General features: G+C 74.5%; 19 protein-coding genes. 10 read left to right on the forward strand and 9 right to left on the reverse strand.

Annotation, left to right across the window (positions count from 1 at the left end; all coding sequences use genetic code 11):
• Positions 1–26: 26 nt before the first annotated feature.
• Together EDD28_RS04185 and EDD28_RS04190 are read right to left on the reverse strand one after the other, a co-directional pair.
• Positions 27–1,253, reverse strand: coding sequence for an O-succinylhomoserine sulfhydrylase (locus tag EDD28_RS04185; RefSeq protein ID WP_123738469.1), 1,227 nt, complete (start codon positions 1,251–1,253; stop codon positions 27–29).
• Positions 1,250–1,759 carry a rhodanese-like domain-containing protein gene (locus EDD28_RS04190; RefSeq protein WP_123738470.1) on the reverse strand — a complete coding sequence of 170 codons (510 nt, stop codon included), beginning with the start codon at positions 1,757–1,759 and terminating at the stop codon, positions 1,250–1,252. The genes EDD28_RS04185 and EDD28_RS04190 overlap by 4 nt, the downstream gene beginning before the upstream one ends.
• Before the next feature lie 182 nt (positions 1,760–1,941).
• On the opposite strand from EDD28_RS04190, the gene EDD28_RS04195 reads away from it, so the two are divergent.
• From EDD28_RS04195 to EDD28_RS04215, 5 genes are all read left to right on the forward strand, one after another.
• On the forward strand, positions 1,942–2,349 hold the full coding sequence (locus EDD28_RS04195; protein ID WP_148059539.1) for a hypothetical protein: 408 nt from the start codon (positions 1,942–1,944) through the stop codon (positions 2,347–2,349).
• A gap of 113 nt (positions 2,350–2,462) precedes the next feature.
• A complete protein-coding gene (gene lpdA, locus EDD28_RS04200; RefSeq protein ID WP_123738472.1) occupies positions 2,463–3,863 on the forward strand; it encodes a dihydrolipoyl dehydrogenase in 1,401 nt (466 codons plus the stop codon).
• Positions 3,864–4,850: 987 nt separating this feature from the next.
• Positions 4,851–5,546, forward strand: a complete 696-nt coding sequence (locus tag EDD28_RS04205) for an SIMPL domain-containing protein (protein WP_170169349.1) — start codon at positions 4,851–4,853, stop codon at positions 5,544–5,546.
• Between the two features lie 3 nt (positions 5,547–5,549).
• On the forward strand, positions 5,550–6,635 hold the full coding sequence (locus EDD28_RS04210; RefSeq protein ID WP_123738474.1) for a DNA polymerase domain-containing protein: 1,086 nt from the start codon (positions 5,550–5,552) through the stop codon (positions 6,633–6,635).
• A 238-nt stretch (positions 6,636–6,873) separates the two neighbouring features.
• A complete protein-coding gene (locus EDD28_RS04215) occupies positions 6,874–7,263 on the forward strand; it encodes a DUF4342 domain-containing protein (protein WP_123738475.1) in 390 nt (129 codons plus the stop codon).
• A gap of 101 nt (positions 7,264–7,364) precedes the next feature.
• Here EDD28_RS04215 and EDD28_RS04220 read toward each other — a convergent pair whose 3' ends face one another.
• Positions 7,365–7,796, reverse strand: a complete 432-nt coding sequence (locus EDD28_RS04220) for an AsnC family transcriptional regulator (RefSeq protein ID WP_211339109.1) — start codon at positions 7,794–7,796, stop codon at positions 7,365–7,367.
• A gap of 180 nt (positions 7,797–7,976) precedes the next feature.
• Here EDD28_RS04220 and ddaH point away from each other — a divergent pair, with 180 nt between their 5' ends.
• The 4 genes from ddaH (at position 7,977) to EDD28_RS04240 (ending at position 14,640) form a co-directional block, all read left to right on the forward strand.
• Entirely contained in the window at positions 7,977–8,762 is a 786-nt protein-coding gene (ddaH, locus tag EDD28_RS04225; protein ID WP_123738476.1) for a dimethylargininase, read from the forward strand.
• Positions 8,763–8,794: 32 nt separating this feature from the next.
• Positions 8,795–10,036, forward strand: a complete 1,242-nt coding sequence (rocD, locus tag EDD28_RS04230) for an ornithine--oxo-acid transaminase (RefSeq protein ID WP_123739918.1) — start codon at positions 8,795–8,797, stop codon at positions 10,034–10,036.
• Positions 10,037–10,141: 105 nt separating this feature from the next.
• A complete protein-coding gene (locus EDD28_RS04235) occupies positions 10,142–12,871 on the forward strand; it encodes an ABC transporter ATP-binding protein/permease (protein ID WP_245967906.1) in 2,730 nt (909 codons plus the stop codon).
• Positions 12,868–14,640: an ABC transporter ATP-binding protein gene (locus tag EDD28_RS04240; RefSeq protein ID WP_123738477.1), complete on the forward strand. Its 1,773-nt coding sequence runs from the start codon at positions 12,868–12,870 to the stop codon at positions 14,638–14,640. The genes EDD28_RS04235 and EDD28_RS04240 overlap by 4 nt, the downstream gene beginning before the upstream one ends.
• Positions 14,641–14,882: 242 nt before the next feature.
• Here the strand turns inward: EDD28_RS04240 and EDD28_RS04245 are convergent, their stop codons facing one another.
• The 4 genes from EDD28_RS04245 to EDD28_RS04260 all read right to left on the reverse strand — a co-directional run bounded on the left by EDD28_RS04245 (position 14,883) and on the right by EDD28_RS04260 (position 18,297).
• Complete coding sequence (locus tag EDD28_RS04245) at positions 14,883–16,028, reverse strand: ATP-dependent DNA ligase (protein ID WP_123738478.1); 1,146 nt, start codon at positions 16,026–16,028, stop codon at positions 14,883–14,885.
• Between the two features lie 37 nt (positions 16,029–16,065).
• The gene (locus EDD28_RS04250; RefSeq protein WP_123738479.1) at positions 16,066–17,079 is read right to left on the reverse strand and encodes a Gfo/Idh/MocA family protein; all 1,014 of its coding nucleotides are present in this window, start codon (positions 17,077–17,079) and stop codon (positions 16,066–16,068) included.
• 49 nt (positions 17,080–17,128) lie between these two features.
• Positions 17,129–17,662 (reverse strand): hypothetical protein, encoded by a 534-nt coding sequence (locus EDD28_RS04255; RefSeq protein WP_123738480.1) that lies wholly within the window; start codon positions 17,660–17,662, stop codon positions 17,129–17,131.
• Between the two features lie 347 nt (positions 17,663–18,009).
• On the reverse strand, positions 18,010–18,297 hold the full coding sequence (locus EDD28_RS04260; protein ID WP_123738481.1) for a DUF1540 domain-containing protein: 288 nt from the start codon (positions 18,295–18,297) through the stop codon (positions 18,010–18,012).
• A gap of 202 nt (positions 18,298–18,499) precedes the next feature.
• Between EDD28_RS04260 and EDD28_RS04265 the strand changes: the two genes are divergently transcribed.
• Entirely contained in the window at positions 18,500–19,075 is a 576-nt protein-coding gene (locus EDD28_RS04265; RefSeq protein ID WP_123738482.1) for a 4'-phosphopantetheinyl transferase family protein, read from the forward strand.
• A 64-nt stretch (positions 19,076–19,139) separates the two neighbouring features.
• Here the strand turns inward: EDD28_RS04265 and EDD28_RS04270 are convergent, their stop codons facing one another.
• Positions 19,140–20,465, reverse strand: a complete 1,326-nt coding sequence (locus EDD28_RS04270; protein ID WP_123738483.1) for a M1 family metallopeptidase — start codon at positions 20,463–20,465, stop codon at positions 19,140–19,142.
• Between the two features lie 38 nt (positions 20,466–20,503).
• The gene (locus tag EDD28_RS04275; protein ID WP_123738484.1) at positions 20,504–24,472 is read right to left on the reverse strand and encodes a Pls/PosA family non-ribosomal peptide synthetase; all 3,969 of its coding nucleotides are present in this window, start codon (positions 24,470–24,472) and stop codon (positions 20,504–20,506) included.
• Between the last annotated feature and the right edge of the window lie 138 nt (positions 24,473–24,610).

Here is a 24,610-nt window from a genome sequence, read left to right on the forward strand (position 1 = left end):
GGCGGCGGCGCGGCTCAGAACGGCACTCAGAACGGCGCGGCGAGGCCTCGCGCGAGGTCGTCGACGAGGTCGGCCGGGTCCTCGAGCCCGACGGACAGCCGGATCGTCGACTCCCCGATCCCGACCCGCTGCCGCCCCTCGAAGCCCGACTTCATGTGGGTGGTCGTCGCGGGGTGCGTGACGAGCGACTTCACGTCGCCGAGGTTGTTCGAGATGTCGATGAGCCGCAGCGCGTCGAGGAACGCGAACGCCCGGGCCTTGCCGCCGTCGGGATCGGTCGGGCCGTCCAGCGTGAACGAGACGACCGTCCCGCCGGCCTCCTGCTGCGCCACGGCCAGCTCGTGCTGCGGGTGCGAGGGCAGGTAGGGGTAGCGCACGTCGACGACGCCGGGCTGCGCCTCGAGCCAGCGGGCGATCTCGAGGGAGTTCTCGGACTGCCGCCGCACCCGCAGGTCCATCGTCTCCAGGCTCTTGAGCAGCACCCACGCGTTGAACGGGCTCATCGTCGGTCCGGTGTTGCGCAGGAAGGTCTGCAGCGGGCCGAGGACGTACTCGCGCGGGCCGAGCACGGCGCCGCCGAGGACGCGCCCCTGCCCGTCGATGTGCTTCGTCGTGGAGTAGACGACGACGTCGGCGCCGAGCGCCAGCGGCTTCTGCAGCACGGGGGTGGCGAAGACGTTGTCGACGACGACGAGGGCGCCAGCCCGGTGCGCCAGCTCGGACACCGTGACGATGTCGACGATGTCCTGCATGGGGTTGGTCGGCGTCTCGAAGAACACCACGTCGGCGGGCGTCGCGAGTGCCGCCGCCCACTGGTCGTTGTCGTGCGCGTCGACGTAGACGGTCTCGATGCCCCAGCCCTTGAACAGCTCGTCCAGGACGAGCAGCGTCGAGCCGAACATGGCGCGCCCGGCCACGATCCGCGAGCCTTGCCGCACCAGACAGGCCATCGACGCGAAGACCGCTGCCATCCCGGTGGCCGTCGCGAAGCACGCCTCCGCGCCCTCGATGAGCCGCAGCCGCTCCTCGAACGCCGAGGTCGTCGGGTTGGCGTAGCGCGTGTAGGAGAAGCGGTCGAGCTGGGCGAGGAAGGTCGCCTCGGCGTCGGCCGCGCGCGGGTAGACGTAGCCCTGGGTGAGGAACAGCGGCTCGGCCGTCTCCATGAAGCCGGTGCGCTCCTGGCCGCCGCGGATCGCGAGCGTGGTCGGGCGCAGGCCCTCGGGCAGGCTGCTGCGGGGCTGCGGGTCGGTCATGCCCCGGCCTCGTCGGCGTCCGGGCGCTCCTGGCTGCCCTGGTCGGGGTCGTCGTTCGTCGCGCCGGTCCAGCCCGACGGCGACGACGCCGGCGCGATCGTCCCGATGCTGGCGCCGTCCCACTCGGCGAGCGGGAGCCCCGACTCACGCCAGCCGCCCGGACCCTCGATCCCGCCGGCCACGTTGTACGCGGGCGTCAGCCCGACCGCGGTGGCGATCGCCGCCGCGCGCGCCGAGCGGCTGCCACCACGACAGACGAACAGGACCGGACGGTCACCGCCCGGGGTGAGCCCGGCCGCGACGAGGCCGGCGAGCAGCTCCCGCGCGGCCTCGGGGTCTGGCAGCAGCGGGTCGAGGACCACCGGTCGACGCAGCTGCGAGGCGTCCGGGATCCCGGTCTCGGCCCACTCCTGCGGGGTTCGCACGTCCACGAGCACCGCGTCCTCGTGGTTCTCGAGCAGCTCCCACGCCTCCAGCGGCGTGAGGTCGCCCTCGTAGTCGGCCATGTGGTCCTCCGGTTCGGTCGTCCGCGCGCCAACGATCGTATTCCCGGTCCGCCCGGCGCCTCGCCGCCGACCCGGTCCGGCCCACGTGGTGGACGCCGTCGGGCCGGTCCGAGCACGTCCTCGGTGCCGGTTCGGTCACGACGACGCGATCGGGCTGTCGGCGCGGGTGAGAGCGTGGGAGCGTGAGCCATGGACGGACGGGCGCGGGTGCTGACGGCGGTGCTGGCGCGGGACTGCTCTCCGCGTGCACACCGGCCTTGGCCGGAAAGGCAGGGTTCGCCGTCGGACCCGACGGCGAGGTCCTGCTCGTCGCGGCCTCGTGCGGGAACGGCGCACCGGGCTCGGCGGTGGCGGGGCTGGCCGTCGACAAGATCGGCGTCGACTCGACCGGTGAGCCGACCCGGGAGCGCATCGTCCGCGTCAAGGACCTTCGTCCGACTCCGGACCTGCCCGTCGTCGTCGAGGTCGACATCGACCTCGAGCCCGAGGCCGTCTACGTCGTCACCGGCTGGGACAGAGGGACGCTCGTCCGGATGAGCAACAACCTGTACAGGACCCGCGCAACGACCGAGTCGAGGAGTTCCTCGTGATCGCCTGCGGGAACCCACCGACCGTCCCCGCGTGACGGACGTCTCCCGAGGGTGTGAGGAAGCGGACGTCCCGCCGGATCCCGCGCCGGGTGCGGCGCAACTAGGCTGAACCCATGGCTTCCCACTTTGATGTCGTCGTCCTCGGTGCGGGCCCCGGTGGCTACGTCGCCGCCATCCGTGCAGCGCAGCTCGGCAAGTCCGTCGCCGTCGTCGAGAAGAGGTACTGGGGCGGTGTCTGCCTCAACGTCGGTTGCATCCCGTCGAAGGCACTCCTGAAGAACGCGGAGCTCGCCCACACGCTCACCCACGAGAAGGCCAAGTACGGCATCGAGGGTGACGCCACCATGTCCTACGGCCCGACGCACGCGCGCAGCCGTGCCGTGTCGGAGGGGATCGTCAAGGGCGTCCACTTCCTCATGAAGAAGAACAAGATCACCGAGGTCGACGGCTGGGGAACGCTCACCAGCCCGAACTCGATGGACGTGGCGCTCGGCACCGGGGGCACGGAGCAGCTCACGTTCGACAACCTCATCCTCGCGACGGGCGCCGTGACGCGGATGCTCCCGGGCGTCCAGGTGAGCGCCAACGTCGTGACCTACGAGGAGCAGATCCTCGACCCGAACCTGCCCGGCTCGATCATCATCGCCGGCTCGGGCGCGATCGGCGTCGAGTTCGCGTACGTGCTGAAGAACTTCGGCGTCGACGTCACGATCGTCGAGTTCCTCGACCGGATGGTCCCGACGGAGGACGCCGAGGTCTCCAAGGAGCTCGCCAAGCAGTACAAGAAGCTCGGCATCGACGTCCTGCTCTCGACCAAGGTCGAGGCCGTCGAGGACACGGGCTCGGGCGTCCGCGTCACGGTGTCGCCGGCGGCCGGCGGCGAGCAGCGGGTGCTCGAGGCCGACCGCCTCCTGTCCGCGATCGGCTTCGCCCCGCGGACCGACGGCTACGGGCTCGAGAGCACCGGCGTCGCGCTCACCGACCGCGGCGCCATCGCGATCGACGAGTACATGCGCACCAACGTGCCGAACATCTACGCGATCGGCGACGTGACGGCGAAGATGATGCTGGCGCACGTCGCCGAGGCGCAGGGGATCGTGGCGGCCGAGACGCTGGCCGGGGCCGAGACCATGTCGATCGACTACCGGTTCGTGCCGCGTGCGACGTACTGCCACCCGCAGATCGGCTCGATGGGGCTCACGGAGCAGCAGGCCCGCGACGCCGGCCACGATGTCAAGACCGCGACGTTCCCGTTCAGCGCCAACGGCAAGGCCCAGGGGCTCGGCGAGCCGGTCGGCTTCGTCAAGATCGTCGCCGACGCCGAGCGCAACGAGATCCTCGGCGCGCACATGATCGGCCCGGACGTCACGGAGCTGCTGCCGGCCCTCAACGTCGCGCAGACGTGGGACCTCACGGCGGACGAGGTCTCCCGCGTGATCTTCGCCCACCCGACGCTCGGCGAGGCCGTCAAGGAGGCCCTGCACGGCATCTCGGGCCACATGATCAACTTCTGAGGCTCCGGCCTCACCCGCGGCCGGCCCGACCGACCGCGCGCCCACGGCGCCGCTCCCCTCCCGGGGGCGGCGCCGTTCGCGTGTCGCGGGGCGGCCGGGACGTGGCGGCGCGGCGACCCAGCGGCGCGGCGCGACCCAGCGGCGCGGTGGCGATGAGGCGACGCGGCGGCGCGACGGCTCGGCGGCGCGACAGCCTGGACGGGGCCGACCGAGCCCGGCGCCGCCCCGTCGTCAGGTGATCTACACGGTCTGGCCCCGGCGGACTCACCCCGGCGTCGGGACGAGCCGAGGTGACCGGCCACGGCGACCAGCGGGGCGCCGATCGGACCCCGGGCCGCCGGCCAGCGCCTCGGCCGCAATAACGTGCACGGGTGGGGCCGGGTCAGACCCGGCCCCACCCGGCCCCGGTCCGGCGCGTACGGCACACGCTCAGTGACCGGCTCTCCTGAGCCGCAGGGGGCATGGTGCGGACTCAGGAGCACCTCGGTGCCAGCAGCCTTGTGAGGGCAAGGCGCCATGACTGCACCGAGGGGTCGTGTGGTGGGCGGGGCCGAAGCCCCGCCCGTGCGGCTCCGCATTCCGGGACGGGACGTCCACGGGGTGAGGGCACCCGGACGTCTCACCTACCCCGGTGGCGAAGCCACATGACTCGAGCCCGACCCCCCGCCGGGCTCGTGTCTGGAACGAACATAGCGAGTCGTTCACAGCGTGCAAAGAAGCAACTTGATCGAGGTACAACCGAGCGCTTGCGTTGTGAGGCACTTCTAAAATGCCCAGCGCGGTCTCGCCGTACACAACCACCACCTGTGATATCCACCACGGCACCACCGATCGGGCTTTGATGTCTCACATTGTGGTCGAGGGCCAGCCGTCGCACGTCGGGGCCCCACGATGCGCGTCCGGCCCGCCAGCGGCCGTGCGGCTGGTCAACCACGCTCCCGACGCGCACACTGGCTGGACACCAGCACACGTCACCCGGGAGTCACCATGGTCACCATCGCCGTCCACGGCGTCGCCAGCCGCCGGCTCGCACCCGAGCGAGCCACCGTCACCGTCGTCGCGACCGCGACCGGGGACGACCGGGCCGACGTCGTCACCCGCGTCGCGACCCAGCACGACCGCCTCGGCTCCGAGGCCGCGGCGTTCGAGGCGGCCGGCGCCGCCGAGAGCTGGCACACCAACGGCCTGACGACGGGTATCACGTGGGAGTGGCGGACCGTCGAGGGAACCAACGAGCAGGTGCGTCGCTTCCGCGCGGACGCCGAGGTCACCGTGACGTTCCGCGAGATCGGCGAGCTCCAGACCTGGCTGCTCGACGTCGCCCAGCGCGAGGACGTCGAGGTCCGCAGCGTCGGCTGGGACCTCACCGACGCCACGCGCACCACCGCGCTCAGCCTCCTGCGCGCCGCAGCCGTGACGGACGCGGTCACCCGCGCCGTCGACCTCGCGGACGCGGCCGGCCTTGGCACCCCCCGCCTGAGCGCCCTGTACGAGTCGGGGCTGCGCCCGGGACTCGGCGACGGCGGCCCGCACCCGACGCCGATGTTCGCGCGCGCGATGTCGGCCGATGCCGGCGGCGGCTCCGGGCTCGACCTGCACCCGCAGGAGATCGAGCTGACCGCGACCGTCACCGCCGACTTCACCACCGGCTCCTCCACCCCCGCCCCGATCGCGGCGGGCTGAGGCGTGGCGCGGGCGAGCGACGCGGTCGTCCTCGACGTCGACGGGCGCGAGGTCCGGGTCTCCTCCCCCGGTCGGGTCATCTTCGAGACGAGCCCCGAGCCGATCACGAAGCTCGAGGTGGCCGAGTACGCGCTCGCCGTCGGCCCGGGACTGCTGGGCGCGCTGCGCGACCGGCCGACCGCGCTGGAACGCTGGCCCGACGGGTACCGCGAGGGGATGAAGCTGACCACCCGGGACGGCCAGCAGGGCGACGGCTTCTACTCCAAGCGCCTGCCGAAGGGGGCGCCCGACTGGCTCACGACCGCGCGGATCACCTTCCCGAGCGGTCGGACGGCCGACGAGCTGTGCCCGCGGGAGCTCGCGGCGGTCGTGTGGGCGGTCCAGATGGGCACGCTCACGTTCCACCCGTGGCCGGTCCGCAGCGGCGACGTCGAGCACCCCGACCAGCTCCGGATCGACCTCGACCCGCAGCCGGGCACCGACTTCGACGACGCGGCGCGGCTCGCACCGCTCGTGCGCGCGGTGGCCGAGGAGGCGGGCCTCACGCTGTTCCCGAAGACCTCCGGCGGGCGCGGGCTCCACCTGTTCGCCCCGATCAGACCCGAGTGGGACTTCCCGACGGCGCGCCGGGCGACGCTCGCGCTCGCCCGGGAGATCGAACGTCGCGACCCGGCCCATGTCACGACCGCGTGGTGGAAGGAGGAGCGCGGCACGCGCGTCTTCATCGACTACAACCAGATGGCGCGCGACCGCACGATCGCCTCGGCGTACTCGCCGCGGGCCAACGGACGCGCGACGGTCTCGGCCCCCCTGCACTGGTCCGAGATCGAGACGCCGGGGCTCGTCTCGCCCGACGACTTCACGATCCGGACGATGCCCGCCCGCTTCCGCGAGGTCGGCGACCTGTTCGCCGGCGCGAACGGGGCGGCGGGCGGCTGCGAGCCGGCGGGCCTCGAGACCCTGCTCGAGTGGGTCGAGCGCGACGAGCGCGACCACGACCTCGGCGAGGCGCCCTACCCGCCCGACCACCCGAAGATGCCGGGCGAGCCGCCCCGGGTGCAGCCCAGCCGCGCGCGGCACGACGACTGATCGCCGGCGACCGGCCACCCGACCGTCGAGCCCGACCGTCCGTCCCGTCCGGGCGACGACCCGACCGCCCGTCCCTCGGGCGATGCCGGACCCGTGGCCTCCGGGAGGTCCCGGAGGTTATGCTTCTAGGTTCCGCCCGAGGTCGGATGGTCCTTGGGACCGGGACGCGTGACGATGGTTTCAACGCGGTGGAACCCACCGCAGCCCGCCACGGGACCAGCTCGACGAAGGAGAGACCATGACCGAGGACCACACGAACCCGAACCCCGAGCACACCGACGCCTACACCGAGGTGCCGACGCCCGAGGCCGAGGCGCCCAAGCACGCCGGTCCGGACAGCGATGGCCAGACCGAGGAGTTCACGGTCTCCGCGAACAAGCTGCTCGGCAAGGTGAAGGAGCTCATCAACGAGGGCAACGTGCGCAAGATCATCCTGCGCAACGAGGCCGGCAACACGCTGCTGGAGATCCCGCTCAACGCCGGTCTCGCCGGCGTCGCGGCCGCCGCGGTGTTCGCCCCCGTCCTCGTGGCCGTCGGCGCGATCGCCGCGCTCGTCACCTCCGTGAGCATCACGGTGGTCCGCGCCCCGAAGACCGACGTCCCCGTCGAGGACGTCCACCAGGGCTGACCCTCATCCCAGGACGAGCCGTGGTCGCGCTGCGACCACGGCTCGTTCTCGTCTCCGGGCCGGCTCGGCTCACCCGGGACGCCGGTCTCGGGCCGGCGACCTCAGCCGCGCTCGACCAGCCGGCTCAGCATGACGGTCGACTCCGTGCGCTCGATGCTCGCCGACGAGCGGATCCGCTCGAGCGTCTCCTCCAGGTGCGCGATGTCGCGCGCCCGCACCCGCACGATCGCGTCGGCCTGACCCGCGACGGTCCACGCCGACACGATCTCGGGGATCGGCGTCCACGCCTCCGCGAGCGCGCTCGGCGCCACCGCGCCGGCGCAGTAGACGAGCACGAGCGCCTCGATCCCCCAGCCGAGGGCGCCCGGCGCGACGGTCGCGGTGAACCCGAGCAGCACGCCGTCGTCGAGCAGCCGGTCGACGCGCCGCTTCACGGCGGGCGCCGAGAGACCGACGACGCCGCCGACCTCCGCGTACGTCGCGCGTCCGTCGAGCTGCAGCTCCGCCAGGATCTGGCGGTCGATCCCGTCCATGCTGGCGATCATAGGTGTCGGCCGCCACGCCGATGCAACGGATCCACGCCTCGTCGGCCTTCGACGGCGATCCATTGCGACCACACGCAACGCGCGGTCGTTGCCCGGCCGACCCCGCGGGTGCGACGGTTGACCGAGCAGCTACGCCCAGGAGGCCGCCCCGTGTCACGCCACTATCTGATGTGTCGCCCCACCTACTTCGACGTCGTCTACGAGATCAACCCGTGGATGCACGCGAACGTGCCCGTCGACCACGACCTCGTCATGTCGCAGTGGGAGACCCTGCGCGCGACCTACGAGGACCTCGGCTTCCGGGTCGACGTAATCGAGGGCGCACCGGGCCTGCCCGACATGGTCTACGCCGCCAACGGCGCCACGGTGGTGGACGGCCGGGCGCTCGGGGCGTCGTTCCACTACCCGCAGCGTCGTGCCGAGGCCGCGCTGTACAACGACTGGCTCCGCGCGCACGGCTTCGAGGTGACCGAGGCCGTCGCGGTCAACGAGGGCGAGGGCGACTTCCTCACGGTCGGGCCGCGCATCCTCGCGGGCAGCGGGTTCCGCTCGGACACGGCCTCGCACGCCGAGCTGGCCGCCCTCACGGGCCGCGAGGTCGTCGGGCTCGAGCTCGTCGACCCGAGCTACTACCACCTCGACACCGCGCTCACCGTGCTCGGCGACGACGACATCGCCTACCTGCCGCAGGCGTTCAGCGAGGCGAGCCGGGCGATCCTCGCCGAGCTCTACCCCCGGGCCATCCACGTCTCGCCGCAGGACGCGGCCGTGTTCGGCCTCAACGCCGTGAGCGACGGGCACCGCGTCGTCGTCGCGAGCCAGGCCACCGGCTTCATCGAGCAGCTTCGCGCGGCCGGGTACGAGCCGGTCCCCGTCGACCTGTCCGAGCTGCTCAAGGGCGGCGGCGGCATCAAGTGCTGCACGCTGGAGCTGCGCCCCGCCCCGTCCCGGTAGCGGGGGACGCCGGGACGAGGAGGAGGGTGACGATGACGACGAGCGAGTCCCACCGGCACATCGAGGCCGTCGAGCGCCACGCCGCGCACAACTACCACCCGCTCCCCGTGGTCATCGCCTCGGGCGACGGGGCGTGGGTCACGGACGTCGACGGACGCCGCTACCTCGACTGTCTCGCCGCCTACTCGGCGCTCAACCTCGGCCACGCCCACCCCCGGCTCGTCGCGGTCGCGCACGAGCAGCTCGACCGGCTCACGCTCGTCTCGCGCGCCTTCCACCACGACCGGATGGCCGCCTTCGTCACGGGGCTCGCCGACCTCGTCGGCCCGCTCGTCGTCGCCGAGGGACCCGGCGGCACCGGCGAGGCGATGGTGCTGCCGATGAACACGGGCGCCGAGGCCGTGGAGTCGGCGATCAAGGTGGTCCGCAAGCACGCGCACGACGTCCGCGGGATCGCCGAGCCCGAGATCGTCGTGGCCGACGGCAACTTCCACGGGCGCACGACGACGATCGTCTCCTTCTCCGGCGACCCGGACGCGCGCGACGGGTTCGGCCCCTACACGCCGGGCTTCGTCTCCGTCCCCTACGGCGACGCCGACGCGCTGGCCGCGGCGCTCACGGAACGCACGGCGGCCGTCCTGCTCGAGCCGATCCAGGGCGAGGCCGGCGTCGTGACGCCGCCGCCCGGCTACCTCGCGCGGGTGCGCGAGGCGACCGCCGAGCGCGGCGTCCTGCTCGTCGCCGACGAGATCCAGTCCGGCCTCGCGCGCGCCGGGTCGACGCTCGCGATCTCCCACGACGGCGTCCGTCCCGACCTCGTGACGCTCGGCAAGGCGCTCGGCGGCGGCATCGTGCCGGTCTCGGCCGTCGTCGGCTCCTCGGAGGTGCTCGGCGTCCTGACGCCCGGCACCCACGGGTCGACGTTCGGCGGCAACCCGCTCGCCGCCGCCGTCGCTGCCGAGGTGGTCGCGATGCTGGCCGACGGGACGTGGCAGGAGCGCTCGCGCACCCTGGGCGCCCGGCTGCACGACGGGCTGTCCGAGCTGGTCGGGCACGGGCTGAGCTCCGTGCGCGGCCGCGGGCTGTGGGCTGGCATCGACGTCGCGCCCGAGGTCGGCACGGCCCGCGACGTCGCCGAGCGCCTGCTCGCGCGCGGCATCCTCGCCAAGGACACGCACACGACGACGCTGCGCCTCGCGCCGCCGCTCGTCATCACGGCCGAGGAGATCGACTGGCTGCTCGACCGTCTCCGCGACTGCCTCGCGGCGGTCTGACGCCGGGGGTCGCGCCCCACCCCCTCCCGAGCCCCGCGCCGAGTGGGTTAGGCTAACCTAACCAACTGGCCGCCATGCCGAGCGCGCCGCTGGAGAGGGAGACCAATGGCGAAGCGCGGCTTCACCGGAGCCATGATGCGCGGCTACGGCGCGCGCGACCACGTGGCGACCGTCACCGGGATCGAACGGCTCGCGCCGCACTTCGTGCGCCTGCGGTTCCACTCGGACACGCTGCTCCAGGACGGCAACACGGTCGTGGCCCCCACCGCCTACCTGCGGTTCTGGTTCCCCGACCACGAGGGCCGCGACGTCGAGCACCAGCGGGGCTACACGCTCTCGGAGGCGGACGCGGCGACGGGCGACTTCGCCGTCGACGTCGTCCTGCACGAACCGGCGGGTCCGGCCTCCGCCTGGGCGCAGCGGGCGGAGATCGGGACCGCCATCCAGGTGACGGCGCTCGGCTCGACGCGCTTCGACCTGCCCGAGGAGCTGCCGGCCGGCTACCTGCTCGTCGGCGACGCCGCCTCGATCCCGGCGATCAACGCCATCCTCGGCGAGCTGCCGGCGGAGGTCCCCGTCGAGCTCTACCTCGAGGAGCACGACGCCGACGACCGCCTCATCCCCCTCGCCGCGCACCCGCGCGCCACCGTGCACTGGGTGCCGCGCCGCGGCGAGACGTCGCTGGCCGCCGCGATCGAGGCCCGGGACTGGTCCGACTGGTACGCCTGGATGGCCCCGGAGTCGGGGTCGCTCAAGCACCTGCGGACGCGGCTGCGCGACGAGTTCGGCTTCCCCAGGTCCGAGGTCCACGCGCAGGCCTACTGGTACTACGGGCGCGCGTTCGGGTCGAACCGGTCGAAGGCTGCGCCCGAGCCGGTGCCGAGCGCCGAGGTCGGGCCGGACGCCGGGGCCGCCGCCTCGCCGTCCGCCGCCTCGCCGTCCACCGACGTCCGAGCCGACCCTCCCGCCGACGCGGTGGCGAGCGACGCCGCCGCGAGCGCCGCGGACACCTCCGAGGCCGGGACGACCACCAGTCCGCGCGGTCGCTGGCGCGCCCAGGCCGGCGGCCGGCTGCTCGCCCCGCTGCGCGGCACGCTCGTCGTCGCCGGCGTCGCCCAGGCGCTCGTGACGCTCGTGCAGCTCGCGCCCTTCGTCCTGCTCGTCGAGCTGTCGCGCCTCCTGCTGTCCGGCGCGGACGCGCCATCGCTGTGGACGGTCGGGCTCTGGGCGGTCGGGCTCATGACGGCCGGGGTCGTCGGCTCGTCGGCGCTGCTCCTGTGGCTGCACCGCGTCGACGCCCGGTTCGCCCGCGACCTGCGCCAGCGTCTCCTCGGCAAGCTGGCGCGCCTGCCGCTCGGCTGGTTCGACGCCCGCGGCTCCGGACAGGTCAAGCAGCTCGTCCAGGACGACACCCTCGCGCTGCACTACCTCGTGACGCACGCCGTCGGCGATGCCGTCGCCGCCGTCGTGGCGCCGGTCGCGGTGCTCGTGTACCTCGTCGTGGTCGACTGGCGGATCGCGCTCCTGCTCCTGCTGCCCGTCCTCGCCTATCTCGTCGTCATGGCGATCATGGTCGTCCAGTCGGGTGCGCGGACCGCCGAGGCCCTGCGCTGGGCCGAGCGGATGAACGTCGAGGCCGGCGCCTACCTGGAGGGGCAGCCCGTCGTCCGCGTGTTCGGCGGCGCGGCCGCCTCGCGGTTCCGCGCGCGGCTGCAGCAGTACGTCACCTTCCTCGACGACTGGCAACGTCCGCTCACGAGCCAGAAGGCGTTCATCGACCTCGTCACCCGGCCCGCCACCTTCCTCCTGCTCATCTGCTCGCTCGGCACGCTGCTCATCACGACGGGGCGGATGGACCCCGTGACGCTCCTGCCGTTCCTGCTGCTCGGCACGACCTTCGGGCCGCGGCTGCTCGGTGTCGGGTACGGGCTCTCGGGCCTGCGCACCGGCCTGCTGGCGGCTCGCCGGATCCAGGTGACGCTCGACGAGCCGGAGCTCGAGACCGACGACGAGGCAGCACCGGGCACCCCCGCCGCCGCGCCACCCGGCCGCGTCGAGCTCGACGGCGTCGGCTTCTCCTACCGGCCGGGCGTCCCCGTCCTGCACGACGTCTCGCTCACGCTCGAGCCCGGCACCGTGACCGCGCTCGTCGGCCCGTCCGGCTCCGGCAAGTCGACGCTCGCCGCCCTGCTGGCGCGGTTCCACGACGTCGGGACGGGCGCGATCCGCATCGGCGGGCGCGACCTGCGCGAGCTCACGGCCGACGAGCTCTACACACGCGTCGGCTTCGTGTTCCAGCAGACCCAGCTCGTCCACGGCACGGTCCGGGAGAACATCGCGCTCGCGGTGCCCGACGCCCACGACGAGGCGGTCGAGGCCGCCGCGCGGGCCGCGCAGCTGCACGAGCGCATCCTGCGCCTGCCGCGCGGCTACGACACCGTGCTCGGCCCGGACGCCGCGCTCTCGGGGGGCGAGCGCCAGCGGCTCACGATCGCCAGGGCGCTGCTCGCCGACACCCCCGTGCTCGTCCTGGACGAGGCGACGGCGTTCGCCGACCCCGAGTCCGAGTACCTGGTCCAGCGCGCGCTCGACCGGCTCACGGTCGGGCGGACCGTCGTCGTCATCGCGCACCGGCTGCACACCGTCACGGGGGTCGACCGGATCGTGGTGCTCGACCACGGCCGCGTCGCGCAGACCGGGACGCACGCCGAGCTGCTGGCCCGTGACGGCCGCTACCGGGAGCTCTGGCTCGCCGGCGAGCACGCGCGCACGACCGAGCCCGAGCCCGTCCTCACCGCGGGCGCGAGCCCGCTCGACAGCGAGGTGGCCCGATGATCCGCACCCTGCTCGCGCTGCTGCCCGACGGCAGCCGCCGCGCCGTCCTCGCCCACCTCGGCCTCACGCTGGTGAGCGTCGCCCTGCGGGCCGCCGGCGCCGTCCTGCTCGTGCCGCTGATCGGTGCCCTGTTCGGCGACGACCCCGGGACGGCCTGGCCGTGGGTCGGCGTCCTCGCTCTGGTGACGGCCGCCGGCTGGCTCGTCGACTCCCTCGTCGCCCGGATCGGGTTCGGCCTCGGCTTCGGGCTCCTGGACAGCGGGCAGCGCACCGTCGCCGACCACATCACCCGGACGCGCCTGACCTGGTTCGACTCCGCCACCACGTCGACGACGCGACAGGCCGTCGCGGCCACCGGCCCCGACCTGGTCGGACTCGTCGTCTACCTCGTGACGCCCCTCGTCGGGGCCGTCCTGCTGCCGGCGGCGATCGCCGTCGCGCTGCTGCCCGTGTCGCCGCAGCTGGGCCTCGCGGCGCTCGCCGGCGTCCCCGTCCTGCTCGGCGCGTTCGTGCTGTCCGGCCGGCTCAGCCGGAGCGCCGACCGCGCAGCGGCCGAGACGAACGGGGCCCTGACCGAGCGGATCATCGAGTTCGCTAGGACCCAGCAGGCCCTGCGCGCGTCGCGCCGGGTCGAGCCCGCCCGCAGCCACGCGGGCGCGGCGCTCGCGGCCCAGCACGGCGCGACGCTGCGGCTCCTCGCGATGCAGGTGCCCGGACAGATCGTCTTCGGTCTCGCCAGCCAGCTCGCCCTCCTGCTGCTGGCCGGCACGACGGTGGTGCTGGCGGTCCGAGGCGACCTGACCGGCCCCGAGACGATCGCGCTCATCGTCGTCGTGGTGCGCTACCTCGAGCCGTTCACGATGCTCGCCGAGCTGTCGCCCGGCGTCGAGGCGACCACGGCCGCCCTGCGTCGCATCCGCGAGGTGCTCGGCGCCCCCGTCGACCCCACCGGGACGCGCAACGTCACCCCGCCGCGGCCGCCGCGGATCGAGCTGCGCGGGGTCGGCTTCCGATACGAGACGAACGACGACGCCGCCGACACCGGTGGCGCCGGGACGCCGCTGGTGCTCGACGGGCTCGACCTCGTGCTCGAGCCCGGGACGACGACGGCGCTCGTCGGGCCCTCCGGCTCCGGGAAGAGCACGGTGCTCGCGCTGCTCGGCGGCCTGCACCGGCCGACGGCGGGGCAGGTCCTCGTCGACGGCGTCGACGCCGCGGAGCTGACGGCGGACGCCCGCCGTGCCCTCGCGAGCGTCGTGTTCCAGCAGCCCTACCTGTTCGACGGCAGCGTCCGGGAGAACGTGCTGGTCGGCGACCCGGCGGCCGACGACGCGGCGCTCGCCGGCGCCGCGCGGCTCGCCCGGGTCGACACGCTGCTGGAGCGGCTGCCCGACGGCTGGGACACCCGCGTCGGCGAGGCCGGCTCGTCGCTGTCGGGCGGCGAGCGCCAGCGCGTCTCCATCGCCCGGGCGCTCCTCAAGCCGGCGCCCGTCCTCCTGCTCGACGAGGCGACGAGCGCGCTCGACACCGAGAACGACGCGGCCGTGACAGCCGCGCTGACCGACGACCCGACGCCGCGCACGCGCGTCATCGTCGCCCACCGGCTCAGCAGCATCCGGGCGGCCGACCGCGTCGTCCTCCTCGAGGACGGACGCGTCACGGAGGACGGGACGGTCGAGGAGCTGCTCGCGGCCGGCGGCCGGTTCGCGGAGTTCTGGCGCCAGCAGGACGCGGCGTCCGGTTGGCGGCTCGCGGAGTCCGCCGGCTGACCGGTCGGAGGCCGTCCTCGCCGGAGCAGCCGCGCGCGGTGTCCCCCCGGGAACCGGATCGCCGGACCTACCCGGGCCCACGGTGGACATCGGCGGAGCGAGGGCCACCGGTCGACCGGATCACCGGACGCACTCGCACCCGTGGTCCCCGCCGACCGAAGCCATCGACCGACTCGGCCGACCGACTCCGCCGACCGACGCGTCCGGGCGCTCTGCGCGCCGCTCGTCCGGGCCGCTCCCGGCTACTGGCCGTGGAAGTCCGGGTCCGCGGCCGGCGCCCCGGGAAGGATCTCGTCGAGGTCGTACCCGGCCACCTCGTCGAGCTGGTCGTAGGTGCACGAGCTCGGATCGCGGTCCGGGCGCCACCGCTTGAACTGCGTCGTGTGCCGGAACCGGTCGCCCTCCATGTGGTCGTACCCGACCTCGAGCACCCGCTCGGGACGCAGCGGGACGAACGAGAGGTCCTTCCCCCCGCTCCACCGCGACACCGCGCCCGGCTTGCGACCGCCGGCGTGCGCGGCGGGGTCGGCCCAGTCGCCCCAGGGGTGGGCGGCCGTCGCGGCGTCGTCGTCGAGGTCGACCCGGAGGTCCGCCAGCTCCTCGACCAGCTCGGCCCGCCGGGCCATGGGGAACGAGGCGGAGACGCCGACGAACTGCAGCCGGGACCCGGCGTACAGCCCGAGCAGGAGCGAGCCGACGAGCGGTCGCTCCGGCGTCGAGTCCTTGTGCGGCCGATATCCGGCGAGGACGACGTCGGCCGTGCGCGCGTGCTTCACCTTCGTCATGGCGCGCTTGTTCGGCGCGTAGGGACCGGCGAGCGGCTTGGCGACGACGCCGTCCAGCCCGGCCCCCTCGAAGCTGTCGAACCAGGCGGCCGCCACCTCGGGGTCGAGCGTCCGCGGCGTCGCCTGGACGCGCGGACCCAGCGGGCCGAGGCCGTCGAGCACCTCGATCCGCTCGCTCAGGGGACGTTCCAGCAGCACGTCGTCGCCGAGCGCGAGGAGGTCGAAGACGACGAGCGTCGCCGGCGCGCGCTCCGCCAGCATCCGGACGCGCGAGTCCGCGGGGTGGATGCGCTGGCCGAGAAGGTCGAAGTCGAGACGCGCGCCGTGGACCAGGACGATCTCGCCGTCGACGGCGCACGGGTCCGGCAGCTCCTCGCGCACGGCGGCGACGACGTCCGGGAAGTAGCGCGTCATCGGCTTGCCGTTGCGTGAGTAGATCTCCACCTCGCCGTCGGCGAGCAGGACGATCGCGCGGAAGCCGTCCCACTTGGGCTCGTAGGCGAAGGGGCCGTTCGTGGCGTCGGGACCGGGGATGCCCGGCGCCGAGGACGCGAGCATCGGGGCGAGCCCGACGAGGTCGGGGTACTGCTCGGCGATGGTCATCTCGTCGCTCCTGTCGCTCCGCCGTCCGGCCGCGCGGCTAGACCGACGCCCCGACGCCGGAGGCGGTGGCATCGGCCTCGGTGAGCCGCACGCCGATCTGGTCGGCCGCGTCCTGGAGGATGCGCTGGACGACGAGCGTGTCGTGCAGCGGCATGACGGGCGACTGGGTGAGACCCGCGGCCAGGCAGCGCTGGACCTCGACGAACTCGTAGGAGTAGCCGGCGCCGTCGGGCGGCACGTGCCGCTCCTCCGGATCCGCGCCCTCGCGGTGGAGCACGACGCGGTCGGGGTGGTGGAACCGCGGGGGCAGGTCGATCCAGCCCTCGGTGCCGTAGATCCGGGCGTCGCCGGGCATCGGCGAGCGGAACGAGGTCTGGAGGGTCGCCGTGCGGCCCGAGCCGAAGTCGACGAGCAGGCCGGCCTCGGCGTCGGCGCCCGAGGGCAGGAGCGAGCCCCGCGCGGTGACGCTCACGGCGTCGCCGAGGACCATCTGGGCCATGCTCACGACGTAGACCCCGAGGTCGAGCAGCGTCCCGCCGCCGAGCTCGAGGTTGAACAGGCGGTCCTCCGGGTCGAACGGGCGGTTGATGCCGAGATCGGCGGCGACCGCGCGGACCTCGCCGATCGCGCCGTCGGCGACGAGGCGCCGGGCCTCTGCCACGGCGGGCAGGAACCGCGTCCACATCGCCTCCATGACGAAGACCTCGCGCATCGTCGCCTCCCCCACGACGCGCTGCGCGCCCGCGAGCGTGGCGGCGAAGGTCTTCTCCACCAGGACGGCCTTGCCCTCCCGGATCGCCGCGACGGCCTGGGCAGCGTGCTGCGTGTGCGGCGTCGCGAGGTAGACGGCGTCGATCTCGGGGTCGGCGAGCAGGTCCCGGTAGCCGACGTACGCGCGGGCGCCCGGGGCGTGGTCGGCGACGAACCGCTCGGCACGCTCGCGGCTGCGGCTGCCGACCGCCGTGACGACACCGTCCGTCACGTGGGCGAAGTCGTCCGCCACCTTGGCGGCGATGCGGCCCGGCCCGAGGATTCCCCAGCGTGTGGTCATGCCCCCATCATGCCGAGGGGGTCGGACATCTGGCGAGGGCCGGGCCTCGTCAGGCGGCGGAGGGCAGGCGGGCGGCGCTCGGGACGCGGACGTCGACCTCGACCGGCCACGGCAGCCGGATCGTCGCCGTGAACGCGTCGCCGCCGAACCGGGTCGGGATCGCGGGCGGCGTCCGGAGCGCCTCGCGCACGGCGTCGAGGACGAGGGCGAGGTCGCGCGGGTCGCGCACCTCGACCGCTGCCCGCCCGCCTGCGATGCCGGCCAGGGCGACCGCGTCCCGGGCGACGCGCGCCGCGTCGTCGTCGGTGTGCACCCGGTCGAGACGGACGACGACGTCGACCGCCCCGCCGAGCAGGCGCAGGAGCCGCGACGCGACGGCGGCCGCGCCCGGGCCGGCGACCACGAGGTCGCGGCGGCCGCGGGCGAGCCAGCGCTGGACGTCGGCGACGAGGACGTGGAAGGGCACCGCGGCGTCGAGCTCGATGGCGACCGGCGCGACCGAGGGGGCGGGTCGCGCCGCGCGGGAGGCGGGACGGGTGGCGGCGCGACGGGAGGTGCGGCGGCGGGACGGGGCGAGGGACATGGGGGCTCCGCTGGGAGTCGGGACGGTGGCCGGGGTTGCCCGGCGCACCTCAGCGGTGGCCGGGCTCCGGCATACAGTCCGGACGCGCGACGCGGAGCTCGCGGGTGGGGTCTGGCCTCGTCATGCGGACGACGCTAGGGGCTGCACCCAGCCCGACGGAGGGACGGCGGAAACGTCCCGGATCCTGAGACGCAGCCGTCGGGCGCTCGGGAGCTGAGCCCCGGCGCGCCGGGTCGACGCCGGCACGGTGCGCGGGCAGCACGACGCGCCCGGGCCGTTCGGCTCCGGGCGCGTCGTGAGTCGCGGGCTGGACGCACCGCGCCGATCGCTCGGCGCGGCGTCCGGGATCAGCGCGGCGTGTAGGTGAGGCAGTTCGCGGTGCCGCCGCCGGGGCCGACGCGGACGGCCTCGGCCGAGCACTCGAGCTCGGAGTTGAACACGCAGTCGGTGCGCTGGCACGCGCCGACCTGGGCGACGACGCGGTCGAGCCCGCCGCGCGCCGAGATGTCGATGAACGTGGCGCAGTCGGCCTCGCCGTCGATCGTCACGGCGAAGGCGGTGCAGCCGTCGTGGTTGTAGGAGCACCCAGCCACCGAGCACTCGACGACGTGGGGCATCTCGATGAGAGCGGCCATGATTTCCTCCTCGCTGCGGTCCGCTGTTGCGGAATTACCGTCAGAGTAGGCCGGTCGAACCAATTACACAACGAAGTTTAGGCTCCCCTTCCCTTGGAACCACGCCATTCTCATGCAATTAGGAAACGTCTCCGGCGCAGATATATTTACGCAACACTCGCCTTTCCGAACGGCCCGCGGGACGGGCGTCTACGGTGGGCACGTGCGGTGGCGAGGACCGGGGGCCCGGGCGGAGACGGCGCGGCTGAGCCGGCTCGACGCGGTCCGGCCGCGCGCCTACGCCGCCCTCAGCGAGGTCGAGCGCGCCCGGCTCGCGACCCTGTCGGACGCCGCGGCGGACGAGGTGCTGCTCGGTCGCTGGCTCCTGCGCTCACTCGCGGCCGAGGCCGTCCCGGGCGCCGAGCCGCAGGACGTCGTCGTCGAGGCGACCTGCCCCGCCTGCGGCCGCGAGCACGGCCGCCCCACGCTCCCCGGTCTGGGGCTGCTCGGCAGCATCGCGCACGCGGGCGGGCTCGTCGTCGCGGCCGTCGCGCGGCGGGACGCCTGGTCCGCGGTCGGGATCGACACCGAGCCGGTCGGCGCGCAGGGCCTCGGCGAGGCCGAGCTGCTGCGGTGGACCGAGCGCGAGGCGATCGGCAAGGCCCTTGGCGTCGGGATCGTCGAGCACGTCGCCCTCGACCCCGCGGCCGGTCGCCCCGACGACGCCGCTCGCCCCGACGGCTGGCGGCTCGAGCGGCTCGCGACCCCCGGCCACCTCACGACGCTCGCCCTGCGCTGACCGCGGCGCGCGCCGCTGCCCCGGACCACGGCCCGCCCCGACGGACGGTGACGACGAACGACGGCTACGGCAGCGCGGGCAGCCCCGGCCGGCGCAGCCACGCGTCGAACAGTCCCGCGAGGTCCCGCCCCGTTCGCTCGCGCACGTGGGCCTCGAAGTCCTCGGTCGAGACGACCGAGTGCCGCCGGTCGTGGGTCCAGGACCGCACGACGTCGAAGAACGCCTCGTCGCCCAGCTCGGTCCGCAGCGCGTGCAGCGTGAGGGCGCCGCGCTCGTAGACCCGGTCGTCGAACATGTCGGCCGGGCCGGGATCGGCCAGGACGAGATCCTGCGGCTGGCCGGCGAGCCGCGCGTGGAAGCGCGCCGCGAGCTCCGCGGCGCTCGGCCCGCCCGAGGCCTGCGACCAGATCCACTCCGAGTAGCAGGCGAACCCCTCGTTGAGCCAGATGTGGCGCCACTGCCGCACGCCGACGGAGTTCCCGAACCACTGGTGCGCCAGCTCGTGCGCGATCAGGCGGTCCGAGCCCTGGTCGCCCAGCACGTGGTTGGAGCCGAACGTCGCCATGCCCTGCGCCTCGGTCGGGATCTCCAGCTCGTCGTCGGTCACGACGACCGCGTACCCGGGCAGCGGGTAGGGCCCGAACGCCTCGACGAACGTCGCCATCATGGCCGGCACGCGCGCGTGGACGTCCGCCCGCACCCGCTGGCGCAGCCGCGAGGGGTAGAGCACCGAGCCGGGCACGCCGCCGAGGTCGATCTCGTCCTCGACGTAGCGGCCGACCTGGACGGTCGCGAGGTATGGCGCCGCCGGAACGTCCTGGTGGAACCGCCAGACCCGGTCGCCCCCGACGGTGCCGTGGCTCCCCGGCACCCCGTTGGTCCGCACCCGGTAGCCCTTCTCGGCGCGCACCTGGATCCGGTAGCGCGACTTGCGCGCGGGGGTGTCGTTGCACGGGAACCAGGTCGCCGACCCGACCGGCTGCGACGCGACCAGCGAGCCGTCCTCGAGCTCCTCCCAGCCGATCGTCCCCCACCGGGTCCGCCGCGGTCGCGGCTTGCCCGCGTAGTCGACCTCGACGCTCAGGCGCGTCCCGGCGGGGACCGCCGCCGGCAGCCGGACCGTCAGCTTGGTCGCGCTCTGCGCGTGCTTCGCCCGCCGCCCGTCGACCCGCGTCTCGCCGACGCTCAGCCCGACGAGGTCGAGCTGCAGCCGCGTCAGGGGCGCCAGTACGAGGACCGAGAGCACGGCCGTGCCCTGGAGCCGGTTGGTCCGCACCTGGTAGTGCAGGTCGAGGTCGTAGGACTCGACGTGGTAGCCGTCGTTCCCGGAGTCGGGCGTGTAGGGGTCGACCGCCGGCGGGTACCGGTCGATGGGGACGTCGACGGACATGGCACGACCTTCGGGGGCGACGAGGGGACCTGGGGAGCCTAGTCGGCCGATCCCCGGCCCGAGTACTGCCGGACGCGGACCGAGCGCCACGGCCCGATCGGGTTGCCGCTCCACCGGCTGCCCATCGGGACCGTCTCCCCGCGCATGACGAGCGACGCCGGCCCGACGGTCGCGTAGGCGTCGATCGAGGCCGCCGGGAGGATGACGGAGTGCGGCCCGAGCGTCGCCCCCTCCTCGATCCGGACCGTGTCGATGCTCATGATCCGGTCGTGGAACAGGTGCGTCTGCACGACGCAGCCGCGGTTGACGGTGGCCCCGTCGCCGAGCTCGACCAGGTCCGGCTCGGGGAACCAGTACGACTCGCACCACACGCCGCGGCCGATCCGGACGCCGAGCGTGCGCAGCCACAGGGCGAGCACCGGCGAGCCCCCGGCCGCGTTCGCGAACCACGGCGCGGCCATCATCTCGGTGAACGTGTCCGCCACCTCGGTGCGCCAGACGAAGCTCGACCACAGCGGGTGCTCGCCCGCGCGGATCGGCCCGACGATGAGCCACTTCGCCGCCGTCGTGGTCAGCGCCGCGACGACCGCGGCCACCGCGAGCACGACGCCGGACGCGAGAGCCGCCCACCACACGCCCCACGTCGCGGCCGCCCACGCGAGCGTCAGCATGACGGTCACGCCGAGGGCGCACGTGAGGACGACGGGCACGATCCGGGTCGCCTCCCACAGGGCGCGGGCGACGCGCAGTCGCAGCGGCGGCGCATACGTGAGCGACTCGTCGCCGTCGTTCGGCACGCGCCGCAGGCGCACCGGCGGCGAGCCGAGCCAGGACGAGCCGGCCTTGGCCTTCGCCGGCGCGAGGGACAGGACGGCGACGAGGCCGTCGCGCGGGACCCGGTGGCCGGCCCCCGCCATGCCGGAGTTGCCGAGGAAGGCGCGCTTGCCGATGCTGGCCGGCGCGAGCCGGAGCCAGCCACCGCGCAGCTCGTAGGAGGCGACCATCGTGTCGTCAGCGAGGAAGGCACCGTCGGCGATCGTCGTCATCGACGGGATGAGGAGCACGGTCGACGCCTCGACCCCCGGCCCGACCCGCGCGCCGAGCAGCCGCAGCCACGCCGGCGTCGCCAGGCTGGAGTAGAGCGGGAAGAGCAGGGTTCGGGCGGAGTCGAGGAGCCGCTCGATGGTCCAGGCCTGCCACGCGACGCGGCCCTGGACCGGGTGGTCGCCGGCCGTGAGCCGGATCGAGGCCAGGCGGGTGAGGCCGACGACTAGGGCGGCGAACACGACGCCGGACACCAGCACCCCAGGCACGAGCCAGCGCACGGCCGCGAGCGCGAGCTCGCCCCACGTCTGCGCACCGCGGGCGCCGTGGCCGATCACCGCCAGCCCGGCCGCGAACGACCCGAGCGGCAGGATCGCGAGCACGACGGCGCTCACCGCGTAGGCCAGCCGCCAGACGGGGCGACGCGGCGGGGCCTCGGCCGGCCAGTCGCCGTCCCCGCCCGGTCCCGTCTCGTGCACCCGGACGGCGGGCGACCCCGCCCACGAGGAGAACGCCTTGACCTTGCCGAACACGGCCGAGCCCGGGGCGACGTGCGCGCCGCGGCCGATCCGGGTGCCGGGAGCGAGCGTCGAGCGGGCGCCGACCGTCGCGTCGTCCTGGATCTCGACGTGGCCGATGCGGACGACCTCGCCGTCGACCCAGTAGCCGGCGAGGTCGACCTCCGGCTCGATCGATGCGCCGTCGCCGACCGTGAGCATGCCGGTGACCGGCGGCAGGGTGTGCAGCACGACGTGCCGGCCGATCCGCGCGCCGAGTGTCCGCGCGTACCAGGTCACCCAGGGCGCGCCCGCGAGGCTGACCGCGTCGATCTGCTGGCCGATCTGCTCGGCGAGCCACAGTCGCAGGTGCACGGAGCCGCCGCGCGGGTGGTCGCCGGGCTCGACGCCGCGCAGCAGCAGCCGGGCCGCGAGCGCCGCGACGGCCATCCGCCCCCACGGCGTGCCGAGGACGAGCACCGCGACGCCGAGCACCCACCACGACGTGACCGGCAGGAGACCGACGGGACCGGGGCCGCTCGCGCCGGCGAACGTGACGACGACGTTGGACGCGAGCAGCACCCACAGCAGCCAGCGCGCGCCCTGGAGCACGTAGAGCGGCACGTGCACGAGCGTCTGGAGCACCTGGGCACGGCGCGGCGTCGGGGCCGGCCGGGTGAAGGTGGCGGGGGCGTCCCGGGTGAGCGCGGCGCCGAGCATCTCGGCCTGGGCACCGAACCGCGGTCGGTCGTACAGCTCGGCGACCGTCGTCTCCGGGCGCCTCGCCCGCAGCCGCGAGACGAGCTGCGCTGCCGCGAGGGACCCGCCGCCGAGGTCGAAGAAGTCGGCGTCGGGCGACGCGACGGACACGCCGAGCACGGCCTCCCACTGCTCGGCCAGCCACTCCTGCTCCGGTGCGACGCCCGGCCCGTCGGCCTCGGCGCCCGGGAGCGGCCACGGCAGCGCGTCGCGGTCGACCTTCCCCGACGTGCGGGTGGGGAGGTCGTCGACGACGGCGAGCAGCGGCACCAGCGCCGCCGGCAGCTCCTGCGCGAGCCGGGCCCGCGCGGCCTGCCGGTCGAGCTCGCCCGCCACGGTGAGGTAGCCGACGAGCAGCGGCGTCCCGGCGGCGTTGCGACGGACGGCGGCCGCGGCGCCGGTCACGCCGGGCAGGAGCTGGAGCGCGTTCTCGACCTCGCCCAGCTCGATCCGCCGGCCGCCGATCTTCACCTGGTCGTCGGCGCGCCCGACGAACAGCAGACCGGCCTCCTCGAACCGGACGAGGTCGCCGGAGCGGTAGGCGCGGGCCCAGCCGAGGCTCGGGAGCTCCGCGTACTTCTCGGCGTCCTTGACGGGGTCGAGGTAGCGCGCCAGGCCGACGCCGCCGATGACCAGCTCGCCGACCTCGCCCTCGGCGACCGGCTCGCCGGACGCGTCGACGACGGCGAGCGCCCATCCCTGCAGCGGCAGCCCGATCCGCACGGGACCGACCCCGTCGAGCGGCGCGGCGCACGCGACGACCGTCGCCTCGGTCGGCCCGTAGGTGTTCCAGACCTCGCGGCCGTCGGCGACCAGCCGGGCGGCCAGCTCGGGTGGGCAGGCCTCGCCGCCGAAGATGAGGAGACGCACGTTCTCGATCGACTCCGGCGGCCACAGCGCCGCGAGCGTCGGAACGGTCGAGACGACGCTGATCGCGCGGCGCTGCAGCCACGGACCGAGGTCCTCCCCCGACCGGACGAGCGCGCGGGGCGCCGGCACCAGGCAGGCGCCCGAGCGCCACGCGAGCCACATCTCCTCGCAGCTCGCGTCGAAGGCCACCGACAGGCCGGCCAGCACGCGGTCGCCGGGCCCCAGCGGGTCGTCGGCGAGGAACAGGTCGGCCTCGGCGTCGACGAACGCCGCGGCGCTGCGGTGGGAGACCGCGACGCCCTTGGGCGTGCCCGTCGAGCCCGACGTGAAGATGATCCACGCGTCGTCCTGCGGCCGCGGCTCGTTCGTTGACGTGTCGTCGGCGGCACCGATCGCGTCGGCGACCGGGGCGTAGCCGTCCGGGCCGACGACGCCGACGACCCGCGCCTCGCCGAGGACGAGGGCTGCGCGCTCCTCGGGGTCGTCGGCATCGACCGGAACGTAGGCAGCTCCCGCGGCGAGCACCGCGAGGATCCCGAGGTACAGCTCCCGCGCGCCCGAGGGGACGCGGACCCCGACGCGGTCGCCGCGGCGGACGCCGGCCGCGGCGAGCGACGCCGCCTCGCGCTCGACGGCCGCGAGCAGCTCGGCGTAGGTGAGCACGGGTGACTCGTCGTCGCCATCCGCCGCGAGGTCCGGCCTCCCCGCGAGCGACGGCGCATCGAGCGCCGGTGCGTCCGGGTGACGTGCCACGCTCGCGCGCAGCACGTCGAGCAGGGTGCGCGGCGCGGCGGCTCCGGCGGTCGCGTCGAGGACACCGGGTGCGCGACCAGGCACGGGTGCCCCTCTCTCCTCGGTCGGTCCAGCGGCCCGACGCGGGCGACGAGCGCCCGGTGATCCTCGCTCCGCATTCTGCCCGAGCGAGGTGAACGGGACCTGAACGAGGCGTCGGGAGCCCGCGCGGCGGTACGCTCC

The sequence above is a fragment of the Salana multivorans genome, assembly GCF_003751805.1.
Taxonomy (GTDB): Bacteria; Actinomycetota; Actinomycetes; order Actinomycetales; family Beutenbergiaceae; genus Salana; species Salana multivorans.

Excerpts from the sequence above, each read along its gene's own strand:
- EDD28_RS04185 (WP_123738469.1), bottom strand. The coding sequence starts at position 1,253 with ATGACCGACCCGCAGCCCCGCAGCAGCCTGCCCGAGGGCCTGCGCCCG.
- EDD28_RS04190 (WP_123738470.1), bottom strand. The coding sequence starts at position 1,759 with ATGGCCGACTACGAGGGCGACCTCACGCCGCTGGAGGCGTGGGAGCTG.
- lpdA (WP_123738472.1), top strand. The coding sequence starts at position 2,463 with ATGGCTTCCCACTTTGATGTCGTCGTCCTCGGTGCGGGCCCCGGTGGC.
- EDD28_RS04205 (WP_170169349.1), top strand. The coding sequence starts at position 4,851 with ATGGTCACCATCGCCGTCCACGGCGTCGCCAGCCGCCGGCTCGCACCC.
- EDD28_RS04215 (WP_123738475.1), top strand. The coding sequence starts at position 6,874 with ATGACCGAGGACCACACGAACCCGAACCCCGAGCACACCGACGCCTAC.
- EDD28_RS04220 (WP_211339109.1), bottom strand. The coding sequence starts at position 7,796 with ATGGACGGGATCGACCGCCAGATCCTGGCGGAGCTGCAGCTCGACGGA.
- ddaH (WP_123738476.1), top strand. The coding sequence starts at position 7,977 with ATGTGTCGCCCCACCTACTTCGACGTCGTCTACGAGATCAACCCGTGG.
- rocD (WP_123739918.1), top strand. The coding sequence starts at position 8,795 with ATGACGACGAGCGAGTCCCACCGGCACATCGAGGCCGTCGAGCGCCAC.
- EDD28_RS04235 (WP_245967906.1), top strand. The coding sequence starts at position 10,142 with ATGGCGAAGCGCGGCTTCACCGGAGCCATGATGCGCGGCTACGGCGCG.
- EDD28_RS04240 (WP_123738477.1), top strand. The coding sequence starts at position 12,868 with ATGATCCGCACCCTGCTCGCGCTGCTGCCCGACGGCAGCCGCCGCGCC.
- EDD28_RS04245 (WP_123738478.1), bottom strand. The coding sequence starts at position 16,028 with ATGACCATCGCCGAGCAGTACCCCGACCTCGTCGGGCTCGCCCCGATG.
- EDD28_RS04250 (WP_123738479.1), bottom strand. The coding sequence starts at position 17,079 with ATGACCACACGCTGGGGAATCCTCGGGCCGGGCCGCATCGCCGCCAAG.
- EDD28_RS04255 (WP_123738480.1), bottom strand. The coding sequence starts at position 17,662 with ATGTCCCTCGCCCCGTCCCGCCGCCGCACCTCCCGTCGCGCCGCCACC.
- EDD28_RS04260 (WP_123738481.1), bottom strand. The coding sequence starts at position 18,297 with ATGGCCGCTCTCATCGAGATGCCCCACGTCGTCGAGTGCTCGGTGGCT.
- EDD28_RS04270 (WP_123738483.1), bottom strand. The coding sequence starts at position 20,465 with ATGTCCGTCGACGTCCCCATCGACCGGTACCCGCCGGCGGTCGACCCC.